Source organism: Streptomyces sp. NPDC059454 (assembly GCF_042749965.1).
Lineage (GTDB): Bacteria > Actinomycetota > Actinomycetes > Streptomycetales > Streptomycetaceae > Streptomyces.
The window spans coordinates 114,319-127,900 of the sequence record NZ_JBHYVC010000013.1; the positions used below are offsets into that span (position 1 = coordinate 114,319).

The window sequence follows — 13,582 nt, forward strand, 5'->3', positions numbered from 1 at the left end:
TCGTTCACTGCTCCTGGTGGGAGAGGGCTCGTACGGTACGGGACGGGCTGGGTCGGCCCAGGTGGGCGGCCATCCAGACGCTTGTGGCGACCAGACGGCCGAGATCGACCCCGGTGTCGATGCCGAGGCCCCGCAGCATCCACACGAGGTCTTCGGTGGCGAGATTGCCGGTGGCGGACTTCGCGTACGGGCAGCCGCCCAGTCCGCCGGCGGAGGCGTCGACCGTGGTGACGCCCCGCTGGAGCGCGGCCAGCGTGTTGGCCAGGGCCTGGCCGTAGGTGTCGTGGAAGTGGACGGCCAGCGCGGACACCGGGACGCCCGCCCCGCCGAGCGCGGTGAGCAGGGCCGTCACATGGCCCGGGGTCGCCACGCCGATGGTGTCGCCCAGGCTCAGCTCGTCGCAGCCCATGTCCAGCAGGGCCCTGCAGACCCTCACCACCTGCGGGACGGGGACCGCGCCCTCCCACGGGTCGCCGAAGCACATCGACAGGTAGCCGCGGACGTGGACGTCCTCCGCCTTCGCCCGCCGCACCACCGGCTCGAACATCGCCAGCGCCTCGTCCACCGTGCGGTTGAGGTTGGCCTTGGCGAAGGACTCCGTGGCGCTGGCGAACACCGCCACCCGCCGGGCGCCCAGCGCCAGCGCACGGTCGAGGCCGCGCTCGTTCGGCACCAGGACGGGCAGGGACACCGGCAGGTCGGACACCGCCGGGTACAGGTCCTCGGCGTCCGCCAGCTGGGGCACCCACGCGGGGTGGACGAAGCTCGTCGCCTCGATCGTGGTCAGCCCGGTCCCGGCCAGGCGGCGGACGAACTCCGCCTTGACGGCCGTCGGGACGGTCGCCTTCTCGTTCTGCAGTCCGTCGCGCGCGCCGACCTCGTGGATGCGGACCCGCGCGGGCAGCCCCTGGGCCGGTACGGCCATGGGCAGGCCCAGTTCCTCGGCGCTCATGCCGGCTCCTCCTCCACGGGCGCGAGCACGGCCAGCACCTGGTCCATCACGACCGTCGTGCCCGGGGCCACGTCCAGTTCGGTGACCGTGCCGGCGTGCGGGGCGGAGATGACGTGCTCCATCTTCATCGCCTCCACCACCAGCAGGCTCTGGCCCGCGCTCACCTCGTCGCCGACGGCGACCTTCACCACCGTCACCGTGCCCGGCATCGGCGCGGTCAGCGAGTCGGCGCCCGCCCGGCCCGCCCGGGAGAGGGACGCGGCGACCGGGTCGTGGTCCCGCACGTGCCAGGCGTCGCCGTCCCGGCCGATCCAGTCGGCGGCGCGGTGGAAGGTGTGCCGGACGCCGTCCAGCGTCACCGACACGCGGTCGGCGGTGACGGTGTGGGCGCCACGCGGGGTGTGCTCCACCGGGTCCGCGACGCGCAGGTGGAAGGCGGCCGGCTTCGGGGTGCCGCCCATGCGCCAGCCGTCCGGCACCGAGAAGGGGTCCGTCCAGCCGTCGCCGCGCGGACGCAGCGCGTCCAGCCGTACGGCCGCCGCCGCCTCGTACACCTCATCGGGGACCCCGGCCGGCACCAGGCCCTCCGCCTCGCGCTCCACCAGCCCGGTGTCCATCTCGCCGGAGACCACCGCCGGATGCGCGAGCAGCCGCCGCAGGAACCCGGCGTTGGTCTGCACGCCCAGCGTCACCGTCTCCGCGAGCGCCGCCCGGAGCTTGCGCAGCGCCGTCGCGCGGTCGGGGCCGTACGCGATCACCTTGGACAGCATCGGGTCGTAGAGACTGCCGACCTCCGTGCCCTCGCTCAGCCCGGAGTCGGTGCGCACGCCGTCCCCCTGCGGTTCGCGCAGCTTCAGCACCGTGCCGCCGGACGGGAGGAAACCGCGTGCCGGGTCCTCGGCGCAGACGCGGGCCTCCACCGCGTGACCGGTGAGCGTGACGTCGTCCTGCCCGAAGCCGAGCGGCTCGCCCGCCGCCACCCGCAGCTGCCACTCCACCAGGTCGAGGCCCGTGACCAGCTCGGTGACCGGGTGCTCCACCTGGAGGCGGGTGTTCATCTCCATGAAGTAGTACGACGAGGGGTCGTTGCCCGGGACGATGAACTCCACCGTGCCCGCGCCCCGGTAGCCGCACGAGCGGGCCGCCTGGACCGCCGCCTCGCCCATCGCGGCCCGGGTCCCCTCGTCGAGGAGCACGCTGGGCGCCTCCTCGATGATCTTCTGGTGGCGGCGCTGGAGTGAGCACTCGCGCTCGCCCAGATGGACCACGCCACCGTGGCCGTCGGCCAGCACCTGGATCTCGATGTGCCGGGGGCGGTCGATCCACCGCTCGACGAGCAGCGTGTCGTCGCCGAAGGAGGCGCGGGCCTCGCGCCGCGCGGCGGCGATCTCGTCGGCCAGCCCTTCCGCGTCCCGCACCAGGCGCATGCCCTTGCCGCCACCGCCCGCCGACGGCTTCAGCAGCACCGGCATGCCGATCTCCCGGGCCGCGTCCGCGAGCTGCCCGTCCGTCAGTCCGCTGCCGCTGGAGCCGGGTACGACCGGGACCCCGGCCGCCCGCACCGTCTCCTTCGCGCGGATCTTGTCGCCCATCAGGGCGATCGCGTCCGCCGGGGGCCCGATGAACACCAGTCCCGCCTGAGCGCACGCCCGCGCGAAACCGGCGTTCTCGGCGAGGAAGCCGTACCCGGGGTGGATCGCCTGCGCGCCGGTGCGGGCGGCGGCCTGAAGCAGCCGCTCCACCGACAGGTAGCTCTCCGAAGCCGTCGCCGGTCCGATCCGTACCGCCGTGTCGGCCTCCCGGACGTGCCGGGCGTCGGCGTCCGCGTCGGAGTACACCGCCACCGAGCGCACGCCCATCGACCGCAGCGTGCGGATGACGCGGACCGCGATCTCGCCCCGGTTGGCCACCAGTACCGTCTCGAACATCTGCTCTGTCATCGTCAGGGGTCCCCTCACATCCGGAAGACGCCGAACTGAGGGTCACTCAGTGGCGCGTTGGCGCACGCGGTCAGGGCCAGGCCCAGGACCTGCCGGGTCTCCATCGGGTCGATCACGCCGTCGTCCCAGAGGCGGGCCGTCGCGTAGTAGGCGTTCCCCTGACGCTCGTACTGCGCACGGATCGGGGCCTTGAAGGCGTCCTCGTCCTCCGCCGGCCACTCCTCGCCGCGCGCCTGGAGCTGGTCCCGCTTCACGGTCGCGAGGACGGAGGCGGCCTGCTCGCCGCCCATCACCGAGATCTTGGCGTTGGGCCACATCCACAGGAACCGGGGCGAGTACGCCCGCCCGCACATCGAGTAGTTGCCCGCCCCGTACGACCCGCCGACCACCACCGTCAGCTTCGGCACGCGCGTGCAGGCGACCGCCGTGACCATCTTGGCGCCGTGCTTGGCGATGCCGCCCGCCTCGTAGTCCCGGCCCACCATGAAGCCCGAGATGTTCTGCAGGAACACCAGCGGGATGCCCCGCTGGTCGCACAGCTCGATGAAGTGGGCGCCCTTCTGGGCCGACTCGGAGAACAGGATGCCGTTGTTGGCGACGATCCCCACCGGGTGGCCGTGGATCCGGGCGAAGCCGGTGATCAGGGTCTGCCCGAACTCCGACTTGAACTCGGCGAAACGGGAACCGTCCACGACACGCGCGATGATCTCGCGTACGTCGTAGGGCGTGCGGGAGTCGACCGGCACCGCGCCGTACAGCCCCGCCGGGTCCACCTTGGGCTCGACGGCCGGCTCGACCTGCCAGGGAAGCCGTCCCCGCGCGGGGAGCGTGGACACGATGGTGCGGACGATCCGCAGCGCGTGCGCGTCGTCCTCCGCGAGGTGGTCGGTCACGCCGGACACCCGCGAGTGGACCTCGCCGCCGCCCAGCTCCTCCGCCGTGACGACCTCACCCGTGGCCGCCTTCACCAGCGGCGGGCCACCGAGGAAGATCGTGCCCTGTCCGCGGACGATCACCGCCTCGTCGCTCATCGCCGGGACGTACGCCCCGCCCGCCGTGCACGAGCCGAGGACCGCCGCGATCTGCGGGATGCCGGCGCCGGACATCCGGGCCTGGTTGTAGAAGATCCGCCCGAAGTGGTCCCGGTCCGGGAACACCTCGTCCTGCATCGGCAGGAACGCCCCGCCGGAGTCCACCAGGTAGACGCAGGGGAGCCGGTTGTCGAGGGCCACCTCCTGCGCGCGCAGGTGCTTCTTCACCGTCATCGGGTAGTACGTGCCGCCCTTGACGGTGGCGTCGTTGGCCACGACCACGCACTCCCGGCCGCTCACCCGTCCGATCCCGGCGATCACGCCGGCCGCCGGGGCCTGCCCCTCGTACATCCCGTCGGCCGCCAGCGGGGCCAGCTCCAGGAAGGGCGAGCCGGGGTCGAGGAGGGTGTCCACCCGGTCGCGCGGGAGCAGCTTCCCGCGCGCGGTGTGCCGCGCCCGCGCCCGCTCGCCGCCGCCGAGCGCCGCCGCGGCCAGCTTGCCGCGCAGCTCCTCGACGAGCGCGCGGTGCGCCTCCTCGTTGGCCCGAAAGGCCTCCGACGCGGGATCTGCCGCGCTGTGAAGCTCCGGTGCCTCATGCATCCTGCGGGTCCCCTCACCTTGTTAATGAGCGTTAACGCATTTCCTCCAGGTTAACGACCGCTAACCTCCCTGTCTAGAATCGTCTTCATGGCCACCAGAACCGACGCCCCCACCCGCCGCGAGCAGATCCTCAAGGAGGCCGCCCGGCTCTTCGCCGAACGCGGCTTCCACGGCGTCGGGGTCGACGAGATAGGCGCCGCGGTCGGCATCAGCGGACCCGGGCTCTACCGGCACTTCGCGGGCAAGGACGCGATGCTCGCGGAGCTGCTGGTGGGGATCAGTGGCTCGCTGCTGACCGGCGCGAAGCAGCGCCTGAAGGAGGCCGACGGGGTGGCCCCCGAGGCGGTCCTCGACTCGCTGATCGAGGGGCACATCGACTTCGCGCTCGACGACCGCCCCCTCATCACCCTGCACGACCGTGAGCTGGACCGCCTCCGGGACACCGACCGCAAGCTGGTCCGCCAGTTGCAGCGGCAGTACGTCGAGCTGTGGGTGGGGGTGGTGCGCGAGCTGTACCCGGAACTGGTCGAACCGGCCGCCCGCTCGGCGGTCCACTCGGTGTTCGGCCTGCTCAACTCCACCCCGCACCTCACCCGTCCCGGCTCCCTGCCCGGCCGGGCGGGCACCGCCGAACTGCTGCACCGGATGGCCCGGGGAGCGTTCGCGGCGGCGGGCTCGCCGTGACCCCGGCGGAGTGACGAGCGTTACGGGGCCTGCGCTCTGGACGACTGTGGATACTCGCCGGTACCTTTGATCTGAGCAAGCGCTTAGACATGCCCGGTTATGGAGGTGGCGGACAGTGCGCCGTACGGTTTTCAACGAGGATCACGAGGCGTTCCGGGAGACGATCCGCGCCTTCATCGAGGCCGAGGTCGTGCCCGTCTACGACGAGTGGTTCGCGGCGGGCCAGGCGCCCCGCGATTTCTACTACAAGCTCGGTGAGCTGGGCATCTTCGGCATCAGCGTGCCCGAGGAGTTCGGCGGCGCGGGCATGGACACCCACAAGTTCGAGGCCGTCCTCTACGAGGAGACCGCCCGCGCGGGCGTCCAGTTCGGCGGCTCCGGCGTGCACGTGCTGCTCGCCCTGCCCTACCTCAAGATGCTGGCCACCGACGAGCAGAAGAAGCGCTACCTGCCGAAGTTCGTCACCGGCGAGGAGATGTGGGCCATCGCGATGACCGAGCCGGGCACCGGCTCCGACCTCGCGGGCATGAAGACCACCGCCAGGCTCAGCGAGGACGGCACGCACTACGTCCTCAACGGCGCCAAGACCTTCATCACCGGCGGTGTCCACGCCGACAAGGTGATCGTCTGCGCCCGCACCGCCGCCCCGACGGCCGAGGACCGCCGCCACGGCATCTCCCTCTTCGCCGTCGACACCAAGTCCGAGGGCTACTCGGTGGGCCGCAAGCTCGACAAGCTCGGCCTGAAGACCTCCGACACCGCCGAGCTGGCGTTCGTCGACGTCAAGGTCCCCGTCGAGGACCTGCTCGGCGAGGAGAACAAGGGCTTCTCCTACCTCGGCCACAACCTGGCCTCCGAGCGCTGGGGCATCGCCTTCGGCGCCTACGCGCAGGCCAAGGCCGCCGTCCGGTTCGCCAAGCAGTACGTGCAGGAGCGCACCGTCTTCGGCAAGCCGGTCGCCCACTTCCAGAACACCAAGTTCGAGCTGGCCGCCTGCCAGGCCGAGGTGGACGCCGCCGAGGCCGTCGCCGACCGCGCCACCGAGGCCCTGGACGCCGGCGAGCTCACCCCCGCCGAGGCCGCCAGCGCCAAGCTGTTCTGCACCGAGGTCGCGCACCGCGTCATCGACCGCTGCCTCCAGCTGCACGGCGGCTACGGCTACATGAACGAGTACCCGATCGCCCGCCTGTACGCGGACAACCGGGTCAACCGCATCTACGGCGGCACCAGCGAGATCATGAAGTCGATCATCGCGAAGGACATGGGCCTGTAAGCCCCGCGACATCCCTGCCGTATACAACTGACCTCATGAGTCAGGCACTACAGGAACTCCTCGATCTGCTCGACCTGGAGCAGATCGAGGAGAACATCTTCCGCGGCCACTCCCGCAGCGCCGTCGTCCCCCGCGTCTTCGGCGGGCAGGTCGCGGCGCAGGCGCTGGTCGCCGCCGGGCGGACCGTCCCCGAGGACCGGCCCGCCCACTCCCTGCACGCGTACTTCCTGCGCCCCGGCGACCCCGGCGCCCCGATCGTCTACACCGTCGACCGGATCCGCGACGGCCGCTCCTTCACCACCCGGCGGGTGGTCGCGGTCCAGCACGGAAAGCCGATCTTCCACCTCTCGGCGTCCTTCCAGACGTACGAGGAGGGCCTGGACCACCAGGAACCGATGCCGCCGTCCCCCGACCCGGCCACGCTGCCCACGTCGCAGGAACGCCTGCGCGGGTACGCCCACCTCGCGCCGGAGGTCGTGGAGCGCTTCCTGGAGGCCCGCGCCGCCGTCGACCTGCGCTACGTCGACGAGCCGCCCTACGGCCGCTTCGGCGAGCCGCGCGAACCGCACTCCCAGGTGTGGTTCCGCACCAACGGCAAACTCGCGGACGACCCCCTGCTGCACGTCGTCCTCGCCACGTACGTCTCCGACATGACGCTGCTGGACTCCGTCCTCCTCGCCCACGGCCGCGGCGGCTGGGCCGTCGGCGACGTCGTCGGCGCGTCCCTGGACCACGCGATGTGGTTCCACCGCCCGTTCCGCGCCGACGAGTGGCTGCTGTACGACCAGCAGTCCCCCTCGGCCCACGGCGGCCGCGGCCTCGGCCAGGCCCGCATCTACACCCAGGACGGCCGCCTCGCGGTCTCGGTCATCCAGGAGGGCGTGGTCCGGGTCCCGCGCTCCTGAGTCGGCTCCGGACGTCCCCTCCCCGCCCGTTCCCCGTCCACGGCGCAGGGAAGCGGCCCCCCCCGCACGTGTCCCGCGCACGGCCCGGACGGCTGCCCGCGTCCCGGTGGACCGTTCCATGCGGTCGGCATCCTTGCTGGTCAGCGACGTTTCCAGCGTTCCAGCGTCCCGTGCTGGACGTCCGGTGTGGCGGGTGGGACGGATCACGGCACAAGCTGCGGTCATCCCGGCAGCCCGCCGGCCGATCCACCTCGTCACACCACGGAGACCGTCATGCGTTCACGCCTCGCCACCCGCTCCGCCCGCCTCGCCCTGGCCGCCGTCGCCGCGCTCGCCCTCGGCGGCGCCGCCACCGCCACGGCCACCGCCGACAGCGGCAGCTCCACCACCCAGCCCTGCGCGACCAGCGACCTGAACTTCAAGGTCACGTCCAAGACCCAGGCGGGCGGCTACTACCTGATCACCGCCAAGGCCAAGCCCGGCATCATCTGCCACCTGGAGGGCGTGTTCCCCTCCGCCTCCTTCGGCTCCCACCCCGACACCGAGGTCTCGCCCGCCGAGCACGGCGTCAGCGACGACGTCGTCCTCGCCGGCTCCGCCGCCGCCTACGCCGGCATCAACCCCAAGAGCACCAACGACAACAACGGCGTGCAGTTCGACCGGCTCCACCTCTCGGTCGCCGGTGACGAGGAGAACTCCGTTACGCTCCGCCTCCCCGACACCGCCACGGTCGACCGGCCGATCGCCACCAACTGGCACGCCGACCCCGCCGACGCCGTTCCGTTCACCGGCTGACCCCCGGCCTCCACCGGCCGCCCCGTCGGCCGGGCGTGTCCCCCGCGCCCGGCCGACGGGGCGCTTCACTCCGCCAGACCGGCCTCCGCCAGCAGGTACGCCGTCATCGGGTCGTAGTGGCGGGGGCTGACCACGTGGTCGTCGAGGGGGACCGTGACCTGGACGGTGCCCTCGGACTCGGCGAGGAACAGGGCCGGGTCGTTGCAGTCGGCGTAGCCGACACTGTCCACGCCGTACTGCCCCGCGGCACCCGCCCAGCCGTGGTCGGCGACGACCAGGTCCGGCAGCGGGCGGCCCCCGCGCTCCAGGGCGGTCAGGATCGCCTTCATCGGCTCACCGGAGTGGGTGTGCCACAGCGTCGCGCCGTGCTCCAGCATCGCCACGTCCGCGAACTGCATCACATAACCCTCGTCCGTGGTCAGCCCGTCCGGGACGACCACGATCTCGCAGCCGGCGGCCCGCAGCGCGGCGGCCGTCGCACGGTGCACGTCCAGCAGTCCCCCCGGGTGACCGGTCGCGAACAGCACCCGCTGCCGCCCGTCCGCCGCCTTGCGCAGCCGCCCGGCCATGCGCTCCAGCCCGGCCACGGTCAGTTCCGGGTCGATGGTGTCCTGCCCGTACCGGTACTCGGGGTCGTCGTTGACGCCGACCCGCTCCGCCATCACCGCGAGCACGTCCTGCTCGTCGGTCCAGCGGTCGCCGAGCTCCAGGCCGAGCCAGAAGTGGCGGTCGCCGTTCGCCAGTTTGCGGTAGTGGGAGAGGTTGTTCTCGCGCGGCGTGGCGACATCGCCCGCGATGCGCGTGGCGACCAGGTGTTCGACGAGTTCGGCGCGGCTGGGTGTCCCGGGTATCGGCATGCCCCCATTGTGAGGCAGCGGCCTGTGGGCGTCCCTGGCGTCTCGCGCGCTTGGGACGTGCGTCACGTGCTCAGACAACTCCGTACGGCTACTCAGGCCTTCATGTCCGTCGCAGCGCGAACCACAGCTCCATCCGCACGTCCGGGTCGTCCAGGTCCGCTTCCAGCAGCGCCGCGCACCGCGCGACGCGCTGCCGCACGGTGTTGCGGTGCACGGACAGCGCCACCGCCGTGCGGTCCCAACTGCCGTGCAGGGAAAGCCAGGTGCGCAGGGTGTCGGTCAGGGCGGGAGCGGCCGCTATCGGCGCGAGCAGCGACCGGGCGTGGGCGTCCGCGTCGTGCGGCGGGACGAGGTCGGCGAGGGCGGGGCGGTCGCCGTGCCGGAGCAGCGGGACGCGGGTGGCCCGGGCCCGGGCCAGGGCGCGGGCGGCCTGGGTGTCGGCGTCCGGCCAGTCGGGCGGGGCGGCTGCCGCGCTGACGCCGAGCGTCCAGCCGGGCAGTGGCTCCACGGGCCGGCCGGCCGGCACCAGGACCCGTACGACCTCGCCCGCCGGGTCGACCAGGGCCGAGCCGAGCGCGGTGCCCAGCGCGGAGGCGGCCAGGGGGTCCGGTGCGGTGGGACCGGCCGGCCGGGCGTGTACGACGTGCCACCGTTCTCCACCGAGCAGGGGGGCCACGTCCTCGGGCGGGGCGCCCAGCAGGAGCCGTACGAGTGCGGAGGAGCGGGCCGCGGTGGTGCCGATCCGTTGCCGGCCGGTGAGGAGGGTGAGCAGCGCGGCCGCGACGGAGACGATGGTGTGGTCGCCGGGGGTGCGCAGGGGCGAGGCCACGCCGAGTACGAAGCCGGTGCCGAGGGCGTAGGCGGCGAGGTGGGTGCCGTTGACGGTGTCGCTGGCGGTGGTGGGGGCCGGGGCGGGTGTCACTTGCCGGCGTGTGCCGGGTGCCGCTGCGCCCACCCGTGCCGCCCCAGCGGCACGACTGCCCGCAGCTGCGTGGGTGTGGCTGCCCGCAGGTGCGTGGGTGCGGTTGCCTGTGGCTGTGCCGGGGGGGTGCACCACCCCGGCCAAGGTGGTCAGGGCCCGTCTCGCTTCGGGGGGCGGGGTGGTTCCCGCGGTGGCGATCTCGGTGGTGTCCGGGGCGAACAGGACGGCCCAGCCGCCGATCCGCTGGGCCAGTCGGTGGAGGACCGGCCGGACCGGGTCCGGGCGGGCCGCCGCGGTGGCGAGGCTCTGCTGGGCCTCCGTGACCCGGCGCAGCTCCGCCAGGCGGGCCTGCGCCATCAACTGCCAGACCGCCCGCGCCACCCCCGAGAACGTGGTCCGCGGCGGCACTTCCAGCAACGGCAGCCCGTGCATCTCACAGGCCTCCACCAGTGCCCCCGGTACCGCGTCGTGAACCGGCGCCAGACCGAAACCGAGCGCCGCCCCGCCCGCCGCCACGATCCTGGAGACATAGGCGTCGAAGTACCCCGCGCCCGCCCCCTCCGGGATGTGCACCCCCGCCGACAGCAGCAGCTCCCCGCCCAGCAGGTACGGGTACGGGTCCGCCATCTCCGAGGTGTGCGCCCAGTGCACGACGGTACCGGGGTCGTCGGGCCCCGCGATCCGGCGCAGGCCGAGGTCCGCGCGGGCCAGCAGGGCCTCCAGGGGCACGGGCGGTGTGGGCGGAACCATGGGATCCGGCATGATGGACGTTTCCTCCATCCCGTTCGGCCGATATGGAGGAAACGTACACTTCGCAGTCGCTTTCCGGCCACCTAGGGTCGGATCGGCCGGCAGTGCGCGAAGAGGCCCCGCACGGCAGTCGGCCGTCCGGGTCCCCGCCGCCCAGTAGAGTCATCAGGGCAGGCAGTGCATACGCGACGAAGCGTAGGAAAGAGGGCAGTACCCCATGAGCAGCAACGAGACGCCCCGCGGCCCCGTCGACTCGTCCCGCATCCCGCGGTACGCCGGTCCCGCGACCTTCGCCCGGCTGCCCCGTCTCGACGAGGTCGGCCGCGCCGACGTCGCCGTGGTGGGCGTGCCGTTCGACTCGGGCGTCTCCTACCGGCCGGGCGCCCGCTTCGGCGGCAACGCCATCCGTGAGGCGTCCCGGCTGCTGCGCCCCTACAACCCCGCGCAGGACGCCTCCCCCTTCGCCCTCGCCCAGGTCGCGGACGGCGGTGACATCGCCGTGAACCCCTTCAACATCAACGAGGCCGTGGAGACGGTCGAGGCCGCCGCCGACGACCTCCTCGGCACCGGCGCCCGCCTGATGACCCTGGGCGGCGACCACACCATCGCCCTGCCGCTGCTCCGCTCCGTCGCCAAGAAGCACGGCCCCGTGGCCCTGCTCCACTTCGACGCCCACCTCGACACCTGGGACACCTACTTCGGCGCCGAGTACACCCACGGCACCCCGTTCCGCCGCGCGGTCGAGGAGGGCGTCCTCGACACCTCCGCCCTCTCCCACGTCGGCACCCGCGGCCCGCTCTACGGCAAGCAGGACCTCACCGACGACGAGAAGATGGGCTTCGGCATCGTCACCTCCGCGGACGTCTACCGCCGGGGCGCCGACGAGATCGCCGACCAGCTGCGCCAGCGCATCGGCGACCGCCCGCTGTACATCTCCATCGACATCGACTGCCTGGACCCCGCCCACGCCCCCGGCACCGGCACCCCCGAGGCCGGCGGCATGACCTCCCGCGAACTCCTCGAGATCCTGCGCGGACTGGCGTCCTGCAACCTGGTCTCCGCGGACGTCGTCGAGGTGGCCCCCGCGTACGATCACGCCGAGATCACCTCGGTGGCCGCGTCCCACACGGCGTACGAGCTGACCACGATCATGTCCCGCCAGATTGCAGAGGCCCGCGCGCAGTGACCCACGACCACGACCTGGTGCTCCGCCCGACCGCCGCACAGACGGAGGCCGCGCTGGATCCTCCTCCCGGCCGCAACGGCGGGGACCTGGTCGTGGAGACCCTGGCCGGGCTCGGCGCCACCACCGTCTTCGGCCTGCCCGGCCAGCACGCCCTCGGCGTGTTCGACGCCCTGCGCCGCTCGGATCTGAGGTACATCGGCCTGCGCGTGGAGAACAACGCCGGTTTCGCGGCGGACGCCTACGGCCGGATCACCGGCGAGGCCGCCCCGCTGCTGCTGTCGACCGGCCCGGGAGCGCTGACCTCCCTGGCCGCGCTCCAGGAGGCGGCGGCGGCTTCGGCGCCGGTGCTGGCGATCAGCAGTCAGGTCCCGACGGCCGGCCTGGGCGGGGGCCGCCACGGATACCTGCACGAACTCCCCGACCAGTCGGCCTCGTTCCGTGGCGTGGTCAAATCCGTCCACACGGTCCGTACGCAGTCCCAGATCCCCTCCGCGGTCGCGGAGGCCTGGAAGTCGGCGCTGACCGTCCCGCACGGCCCCGTGTGGGTGGAGATCCCGCAGGACGTGTTGCTCGCGGAGACGGCCCTGCCCGTGGTGACGGCGATGGACGCCACCCCCGACGAGCTGCCTCCGCGCCCCGAACTGACGGCACTGGCCGCTCACTTGCTGGCGAACGCCGCCCGTCCCGCGATCATCGCCGGCGGGGGAGTGGTCCGCTCGGACGCCTCCGGCAAGCTGAAGCAGCTCGCCGAACGGCTCCGGGCGCCCGTGGTCACGACCCCCGGCGGCAAGGGCGCCTTCCCCTGGACGCACCCGCTGTCGCTGCAGTCCTGGCTGGAGGACCGCCACACCACCGACTTCCTGGAGGACGCGGACGTCCTGCTGGTCGTCGGCTCCGGTCTCGGCGAACTCTCCTCGAACTACCACACGTTCAAGCCGCGCGGCCGGGTCGTCCAGATCGAGGCCGACCTCGGCAAGCTGGAGTCCAACCACCCCGGCCTCGGTATCCACGCCGACGCCCGCCTCGCCCTCCAGGCCCTGCTGGAGACGGTGGAAGCCCGCGAGGACGCGTCCGCGCCCGAGCGCGTACGGGGAGTGCTGGACCGCGTCCGCGAGCGTCTCGCCTCCCAGGAACTCGCCCTGGAACAGCAGGTGCTGACGGCGGTCCGCCGCGCCCTGCCCACCGGCTCGCCGTCCTTCTGGGACATGACGATCCTGACGTACTGGGCCTGGTCCGCCTTCGACGCCATGGGTCCCAACCACCTGCACTCCGCGCAGGGCGCCGGCGGCCTGGGCTACGGCTTCCCGGCCGCCCTGGGCGCGGCGGTCGCCGACCCCACCCACCCGGTGCTGGCGGTCTCGGGGGACGGCGGTGCCCTGTACTCCGTCGCCGAACTGGCCGCTGCCCGCCAGTACGACCTCGACGTCACCTGGCTGATCGTCGACGACGGCGGCTACGGCATCCTGCGCGAGTACATGACCGACGCCTTCGGCGAACCCACGGCGACGGAACTCACCCGCCCCGACTACGTGGCCCTGGCGGAGTCCTTCGGCGTCCCCGGCCTGCGGACCACTCCCGAAACCCTGGAACGGGACCTCGCGAAGGCCCTGGCGACTCCGGGCCCGACGGTGGTCGTACTCCCCGCCGTGCTGCGGATGTTCGCCCCGACCCACATGGAGTGACCTTC

General features: G+C 72.8%; 11 protein-coding genes. 6 read left to right on the plus strand and 5 right to left on the minus strand.

Annotation, left to right across the window (positions count from 1 at the left end; all coding sequences use genetic code 11):
- Positions 1–4: 4 nt before the first annotated feature.
- The 3 genes from ACFXAE_RS12550 to ACFXAE_RS12560 are packed head-to-tail and all read right to left on the minus strand — an operon-like array spanning position 5 to position 4,523.
- Positions 5–952, minus strand: a complete 948-nt coding sequence (locus tag ACFXAE_RS12550; RefSeq protein WP_384712221.1) for a hydroxymethylglutaryl-CoA lyase — start codon at positions 950–952, stop codon at positions 5–7.
- Positions 949–2,880 (minus strand): acetyl-CoA carboxylase biotin carboxylase subunit, encoded by a 1,932-nt coding sequence (locus ACFXAE_RS12555; RefSeq protein ID WP_384712318.1) that lies wholly within the window; start codon positions 2,878–2,880, stop codon positions 949–951. Before ACFXAE_RS12555 ends, ACFXAE_RS12550 begins: the two co-directional genes overlap by 4 nt.
- Positions 2,881–2,906: 26 nt before the next feature.
- Complete coding sequence (locus ACFXAE_RS12560; protein WP_384712224.1) at positions 2,907–4,523, minus strand: carboxyl transferase domain-containing protein; 1,617 nt, start codon at positions 4,521–4,523, stop codon at positions 2,907–2,909.
- 87 nt (positions 4,524–4,610) lie between these two features.
- Here ACFXAE_RS12560 and ACFXAE_RS12565 point away from each other — a divergent pair, with 87 nt between their 5' ends.
- The 4 genes from ACFXAE_RS12565 (at position 4,611) to ACFXAE_RS12580 (ending at position 8,180) form a co-directional block, all read left to right on the plus strand.
- On the plus strand, positions 4,611–5,207 hold the full coding sequence (locus ACFXAE_RS12565) for a TetR/AcrR family transcriptional regulator (RefSeq protein WP_384712227.1): 597 nt from the start codon (positions 4,611–4,613) through the stop codon (positions 5,205–5,207).
- A 115-nt stretch (positions 5,208–5,322) separates the two neighbouring features.
- Positions 5,323–6,480, plus strand: a complete 1,158-nt coding sequence (locus tag ACFXAE_RS12570; protein ID WP_384712229.1) for an acyl-CoA dehydrogenase family protein — start codon at positions 5,323–5,325, stop codon at positions 6,478–6,480.
- 35 nt (positions 6,481–6,515) lie between these two features.
- Positions 6,516–7,385, plus strand: coding sequence for an acyl-CoA thioesterase II (gene tesB / locus ACFXAE_RS12575; RefSeq protein ID WP_384712232.1), 870 nt, complete (start codon positions 6,516–6,518; stop codon positions 7,383–7,385).
- A 273-nt stretch (positions 7,386–7,658) separates the two neighbouring features.
- Positions 7,659–8,180 carry a DUF4232 domain-containing protein gene (locus ACFXAE_RS12580; protein ID WP_384712235.1) on the plus strand — a complete coding sequence of 174 codons (522 nt, stop codon included), beginning with the start codon at positions 7,659–7,661 and terminating at the stop codon, positions 8,178–8,180.
- Positions 8,181–8,245: 65 nt separating this feature from the next.
- Here the strand turns inward: ACFXAE_RS12580 and ACFXAE_RS12585 are convergent, their stop codons facing one another.
- Together ACFXAE_RS12585 and ACFXAE_RS12590 are read right to left on the minus strand one after the other, a co-directional pair.
- Positions 8,246–9,037, minus strand: a complete 792-nt coding sequence (locus ACFXAE_RS12585; RefSeq protein WP_384712238.1) for a phosphatase — start codon at positions 9,035–9,037, stop codon at positions 8,246–8,248.
- 100 nt (positions 9,038–9,137) lie between these two features.
- Positions 9,138–10,721 (minus strand): PucR family transcriptional regulator ligand-binding domain-containing protein, encoded by a 1,584-nt coding sequence (locus tag ACFXAE_RS12590; protein WP_384712241.1) that lies wholly within the window; start codon positions 10,719–10,721, stop codon positions 9,138–9,140.
- Positions 10,722–10,926: 205 nt separating this feature from the next.
- Between ACFXAE_RS12590 and speB the strand changes: the two genes are divergently transcribed.
- Both speB and ACFXAE_RS12600 read left to right on the plus strand, forming a co-directional pair.
- Positions 10,927–11,895, plus strand: a complete 969-nt coding sequence (gene speB, locus ACFXAE_RS12595) for an agmatinase (protein ID WP_384712244.1) — start codon at positions 10,927–10,929, stop codon at positions 11,893–11,895.
- Positions 11,892–13,577 (plus strand): thiamine pyrophosphate-binding protein, encoded by a 1,686-nt coding sequence (locus tag ACFXAE_RS12600; RefSeq protein WP_384712247.1) that lies wholly within the window; start codon positions 11,892–11,894, stop codon positions 13,575–13,577. The genes speB and ACFXAE_RS12600 overlap by 4 nt, the downstream gene beginning before the upstream one ends.
- Positions 13,578–13,582 lie beyond the last annotated feature (5 nt).

Coding starts and splice junctions, on each gene's coding strand:
- ACFXAE_RS12585 (WP_384712238.1), bottom strand. CDS start 9,037: ATGCCGATACCCGGGACACCCAGCCGCGCCGAACTCGTCGAACACCTG.
- tesB (WP_384712232.1), top strand. CDS start 6,516: ATGAGTCAGGCACTACAGGAACTCCTCGATCTGCTCGACCTGGAGCAG.
- ACFXAE_RS12560 (WP_384712224.1), bottom strand. CDS start 4,523: ATGCATGAGGCACCGGAGCTTCACAGCGCGGCAGATCCCGCGTCGGAG.
- speB (WP_384712244.1), top strand. CDS start 10,927: ATGAGCAGCAACGAGACGCCCCGCGGCCCCGTCGACTCGTCCCGCATC.
- ACFXAE_RS12590 (WP_384712241.1), bottom strand. CDS start 10,721: ATGCCGGATCCCATGGTTCCGCCCACACCGCCCGTGCCCCTGGAGGCC.
- ACFXAE_RS12565 (WP_384712227.1), top strand. CDS start 4,611: ATGGCCACCAGAACCGACGCCCCCACCCGCCGCGAGCAGATCCTCAAG.
- ACFXAE_RS12550 (WP_384712221.1), bottom strand. CDS start 952: ATGAGCGCCGAGGAACTGGGCCTGCCCATGGCCGTACCGGCCCAGGGG.
- ACFXAE_RS12580 (WP_384712235.1), top strand. CDS start 7,659: ATGCGTTCACGCCTCGCCACCCGCTCCGCCCGCCTCGCCCTGGCCGCC.
- ACFXAE_RS12555 (WP_384712318.1), bottom strand. CDS start 2,880: ATGTTCGAGACGGTACTGGTGGCCAACCGGGGCGAGATCGCGGTCCGC.